This is a genomic window from Clostridium sp. DJ247, from assembly GCF_014231265.1.
Genome location: NZ_JABAIW010000105.1, coordinates 1 through 5,027, shown reverse-complemented (window position 1 = coordinate 5,027; position 5,027 = coordinate 1). Strand labels below are relative to the sequence as shown.

The following is a 5,027-nucleotide window of genomic DNA, read 5'->3' as shown; positions in this document are numbered from 1 at the left end:
AATATGTTGACAAACTTCAGCACGTTAAAAACTTTTAATCAGTCTAAAGTTCGTGTTTAAGAAAACCTAAGAACCTTATATAAACTCGCTGCGCTCAAACATATATAAGGCTCTAAGGTTTTCTAAAACACTTCACTAAGATTGATAAAAAAGTTTTTAAATGTGCTTTCAGTTTTGTCAACATATTCCTACGTATAAGTTAAGTTTCCAATGTGTAACCCTACAGCATTATCTTAGGAGGGAGAAAATGAGACATATAGAAGAGGTTTTAAAGGATATAAAGCAAATTGATTGTCAAGCGGACCAGCTGGAGGATCAGTTTCGTACTGCTTGTGATGGTTATGAATACAAAGGAAACTCTAGATTAGTAGTTAACAGAAATAAAGAACTAGATCAAATAGGACTGAATGCTTATAGCATTTATGTAGATGAACCACAAGCACCTAAAATTGTGGCAATGGTAAAGGAGGGGAGAGATCATTATGTATCAACTGTTGTAAATGCATATGTTAAGTAAGAACTAAGGATATAATTTAATAGTTACTAATTAAATATTTGTAGATGTGCTGGTTAAATAAAAGGAGGAATTAATATGGATAACAAATCAAAAATAATAAAGGTTAAGAAAAATAATCATGGGGACATTACTGACATAATGCTAGAAAATGGCAATGTTTATTCTATTGATGAAGCTATTATGATGGCTAAGGATCATTTGATAGAAGGAGTAAATGTAGGAACAGCGAGAAATGGAAGACAGTATTTAAGAAGTAATCCTAATGACGTGGAAAGTGACAACTTAGATGATATACCAACATTTTGAAGCATATGGGTTATATTTCAATCTCTAGTTTTTCATAACTGAAAGTGCTATTTGTGTTTAAATAAATAATAAGTTACAAACTATTCGCATATGTAAGAATAAGAGTGTTAACTTAAAAACAGAGAAGCAGGAGATTGTATTATAATATGAGAGAAAAAAATTACTTAAAGAATATATATGATATCTATGATATCAATGAAAATACAAGGAATTATATAATTGATATTAGTGTAGAAAAATATCTAAATATCTTCAACAACTTAGATAATGCTCCTTTGAAGATAAGAGATATAGATAAAAACATACAGCTATATTTAGAGGATTGTTCTTCTGATATTCCTATTGAATATGGTATAGACATAAATTTTTTTATAACAGAAGAGAATAGAGATGAAAAAAAAGAAAAATTAGTAGTTTCAGCATTAGAAAGTTATTATTTACTTAAGCTTAGGCTAAAAAAGCTTTCCTTAAAGGATTCCTACATAAATGCCCTTAATTATATACTAATATCCTTTTTACTTCTTCTTATAGGTTTTTCATTAGAAAGTAAATTAAATAGAGATATTTTTTGCAATACAATGTTAGAAGGAGTAAACATAGGTGGTTGGATTTTTTTGTGGGAGGCTATATCGCTGATATTTTTTAAATTAAAGGATACTAATTATGAAATTGATAAGATAAATCGCTTTCTAAGAGCAAGTATTAGTTTTACATACAAATGGAGATGAAGTGACAAAATAAGACCAGTAATTACTGGCCTTATTTGTGAATTAACATATATTTACGCCATTTCTGCTGCTGATGGTATTATGGATACAAATTTAATTGAATAAATATCACATAAGGTACGTATATTAGACCCTGTTTCTCTCAATATAATGTAACTAATTCCAACAGTTTCTAATATACCGGAACGATCTTGTAGGGTATCAGTACCAACTAAGAAAGTTACACGTAATAGCCTACCTATTTGTCGTCTTAGATATCCTTGAGTATATCCTATATCCAAAACTGTAGGAGAATCAGGCTCTACGTCAAAGTCACCAGGTGTAGGTGCTGGTCCAATTGTTGGGGCAGTGACTGGTGCTGCACCTGGAGTTGGCATTGTACCTGGAGTTGGCATCATGCTTGGTGTAGGTGTAGGTCCAGGAAATACACTAGGAATAGGTGCTGATCTGTAATAAGGGTTACCACAGTTTAAGTAACATTGAGGAAACATAGAATGACCTCCATAAATTAATTGTTATTATTTAAGTGAGTAATAAACTAAGTTTCAAAATAGCCAGCAGTAGGATTATAAAAACAGTGGTTAGCAATCTTTACTTGAAAACTACCATTGCCATTATATGGGAAAGTATAAGGACAAGGAGCATATGGATTAAAATACCATAGTGAATATCCTATTGTAAATAATCTGCTGCCTGCTATTGCCCAATCTGCTATTCTATAGTGTATGGCTTCTGGAGGATTAGCCCAAATAGTCTGAGGATTAGGTACTCCCCCTAAAACCGGTCTCATACAGTCAAATTGACCTTTCTGATAGATTACCTTTCTAACGTCGCCCTGGCATATTCTGCGGTATTCACCAGACGGAACTCTTACTCTGTTCATAACAGTAGTGGCAACTGCCTTCATTCCATTCTCGCCCTCTCCGCCAGCTTCACATTTGATTATCCTTGCCAGCAGCTCTCTATCTGACATTGGCATAATGTATCACCTCATAAAATATTCGCATGATATTAGTTTATTTAGCAGTTGAGCAAAATGTGCAGGTTTATAAATATGTTTATAATAACACTTTTCAAAATTGTTGTTACATATATATACTATGAAGGTGGAGTAAAAAAAGTTACTATAAATTATAAAAAATAAAGACTGCCATAATACAGGCAATCTTTTAATGTGTTTTAATAATATGAGAAAACCATTCTGTCTGCTCTTAAAGCTACAGTTTTCGCCCAAAGCCATTTGTTAGTTGTGCTGTCATCGAAGTAATATAAAGCTCCATTAGTTGGATCAGCACCAGTAAGAGCTTCTCTAGCAGCCTTTATAGATTCAGCAGATGCAGGTTTATTAATAAAACCATTTAGTACTGGTGTAAATTGATAATAACCAGCATCTTTTTGATATATTACATCACTTATTGTTTTAGGGAAACGAGAGTCTTGAACTCTGTTCACTACTACTGCTCCTACAGCTACCTTTGCGTTATAAGGCTGTCCTTCTGCCTCCGCAGTTATTAGTCTTGCTAATAAATCCACGTCACTAGCTGTATAAGAAATAACACCACTAGATGCTTGTGGTTTGCTAACTAAACTATTTGAAGCAGGTATGTTTAAAGATTGGCCAGGATAAATAAGATTGTCCCACTCGTTATTAGCGTGTCTTAGTGAAAGAAGTGATACTCCATATTTTCTAGACACTAAGTAGAGGGAATCATTAGTCTGTACAGTATATGTCCTGCTTGGAACACTTAACTTTTGGCCAGGATATATATAGCTGTTTAAAAGATTGTTATTCTGCATCAGTATGCTGGTTGTTGTATTGAAAAGCTTACCTATATTGTAAAGTGAATCACCGGACTGAACAGTATAACCTGCAGCATGTACAGAGCTAGCTGATAGTATTGACAACGTTATCGTGAGTAGCATTGATTTTAATGTTTTTGATTTTAACATATAGTTATCCTCCTCTTTTGCCTCCGAGGTTAGTTGACGGGTTCGGGTTGAGGCACCCTACTTCAATATAAAGATTCACCCCTATTATAGATCCCCCGTACTCCATAAGGAGATTCGGCTTATTTGCTTCTTTGCAACTGTTATTGTAACAAAAGTTCCAGGTTGGTTCTATGGTGAATTGTTGGAAACGAAGGAATATATATTATAAAAAGTATAAAAAATACTGTGTTGGGCCATTGTCCACACAGTATTACTATAGATACCCACAACTTAAATTTAACTTATACGTAGGTACATATTACCAATGTTGAAGTCACATTTAAATATTTTTTTATTAGTCTTAGCGAAAATTTGAGAAAAACCTTAGAACTTTAGATATGTTTGAGGTACGAGTTTATCAAAGTTCTTAGGCTTTTCTCAAATTTGAGCTTTAGACTAATTAAAAATATTTAACGTGACGAAACATGGTAATATATACCGTAGTATAAGTTAAATTTCGGGCATGGGTATCTATATCCTAATGTTCTATGTTAATCCATGATTCTAGGTCTAGTTGGATCACATGCAGGTGGAGTGACTTCTGACACTCTAGAAAGTTTTATTTGATAATAACATTCCTCTCTATACATATGATCAGTCATTAAAGGTTTAAGATAACCTAATACCTTTTTATCTAAGATTGACTTCTCTAAATCTCCTAAAAATTCTTTAAAGACATCAATTTCAGAATCAGCATCTGTATTAAGCTTATGAATAGCTGGAAAATCCATTAGTCCAGTTCTTGTATAGCCTTTTTCTTCAATAGACTTTAAATAAAGGTTATCGAACTCTTTAGTAAATCTTCTGCTTACCTTAATCAAAGACTTTTCAGACATATCAAGAGAACTAGAAATAGCAGAGGCATGTCCTGAAGCATCAGGCAGCCATAACAGGTGATAATGCAGGGAATTGGCTACTGCTACTTGGCTATGTGCAATACAATTTAGAACAAGAATATATTCCTCAAGTTCATTAACCATATGATTCAGAAATGTTGGGGGCATATTAATTTTTACTTTTCCAGCTATTAATTCATATAAGATGCTTAATTTAAAACCACGAATTTGCTGAGCTGCACCATAAGCAAGTTTATTCAACTGTAATAATCCATCACCAGCTAAGTCCATTCTAGCATTCTCTAGTAAGTTATCAAATAAGGTTTTGAAATAATTAACACGCTGTATTTTTTCAATCTCTTCCGGTGACAAAGCGTCCAAAATAAAACGGCTATGATCACCTAATATCTGCAGCCAAAAACGATGTTCAAATAAGGTTTCTTTCTTTAAATCTAAAGTTTTCAATGGGTACCTCCTAAAAGCATAAATACCTTATATTTTATGCTTCAATTTTAACCCTATTACAAGATTTTTAGCTGAAAATTTAACTTATACTCCGAGAGGTGTTGTCAAATTTCAGCATGTTAAAAACTTTTAATCAGTCTAAAGTTCGTGTTTTAAGCAGAGAGCCAAAATCTGTGATTTTGTGCG

General features: G+C 33.0%; 7 protein-coding genes and 1 riboswitch. Of the genes, 3 read left to right on the top strand and 4 right to left on the bottom strand.

All coding sequences use genetic code 11. From position 1 onward, the window contains the following. Positions 1-247 precede the first annotated feature (247 nt). The 3 genes from HGI79_RS21945 to HGI79_RS21935 all read left to right on the top strand — a co-directional run bounded on the left by HGI79_RS21945 (position 248) and on the right by HGI79_RS21935 (position 1,551). Entirely contained in the window at positions 248-517 is a 270-nt protein-coding gene (locus tag HGI79_RS21945) for a hypothetical protein (protein ID WP_185652803.1), read from the top strand. A 75-nt stretch (positions 518-592) separates the two neighbouring features. Continuing rightward, positions 593-823 (top strand): DUF3892 domain-containing protein, encoded by a 231-nt coding sequence (locus HGI79_RS21940; RefSeq protein ID WP_185652802.1) that lies wholly within the window; start codon positions 593-595, stop codon positions 821-823. Between the two features lie 146 nt (positions 824-969). Next, positions 970-1,551 (top strand): hypothetical protein, encoded by a 582-nt coding sequence (locus HGI79_RS21935; RefSeq protein WP_185652801.1) that lies wholly within the window; start codon positions 970-972, stop codon positions 1,549-1,551. A 53-nt stretch (positions 1,552-1,604) separates the two neighbouring features. Here HGI79_RS21935 and HGI79_RS21930 read toward each other — a convergent pair whose 3' ends face one another. The 4 genes from HGI79_RS21930 to HGI79_RS21915 form a co-directional block, all read right to left on the bottom strand. Beyond that, positions 1,605-2,042 (bottom strand): hypothetical protein, encoded by a 438-nt coding sequence (locus tag HGI79_RS21930; protein WP_185652800.1) that lies wholly within the window; start codon positions 2,040-2,042, stop codon positions 1,605-1,607. A 47-nt stretch (positions 2,043-2,089) separates the two neighbouring features. Continuing rightward, on the bottom strand, positions 2,090-2,530 hold the full coding sequence (locus HGI79_RS21925; RefSeq protein ID WP_185652799.1) for a cell wall hydrolase: 441 nt from the start codon (positions 2,528-2,530) through the stop codon (positions 2,090-2,092). A 200-nt stretch (positions 2,531-2,730) separates the two neighbouring features. Continuing rightward, entirely contained in the window at positions 2,731-3,501 is a 771-nt protein-coding gene (locus tag HGI79_RS21920; RefSeq protein ID WP_185652798.1) for a cell wall hydrolase, read from the bottom strand. Between the two features lie 4 nt (positions 3,502-3,505). Then, positions 3,506-3,631: riboswitch (cyclic di-AMP (ydaO/yuaA leader) on the bottom strand. A gap of 400 nt (positions 3,632-4,031) precedes the next feature. Next, positions 4,032-4,841, bottom strand: a complete 810-nt coding sequence (locus tag HGI79_RS21915; RefSeq protein WP_185652797.1) for a DUF2935 domain-containing protein — start codon at positions 4,839-4,841, stop codon at positions 4,032-4,034. Between the last annotated feature and the right edge of the window lie 186 nt (positions 4,842-5,027).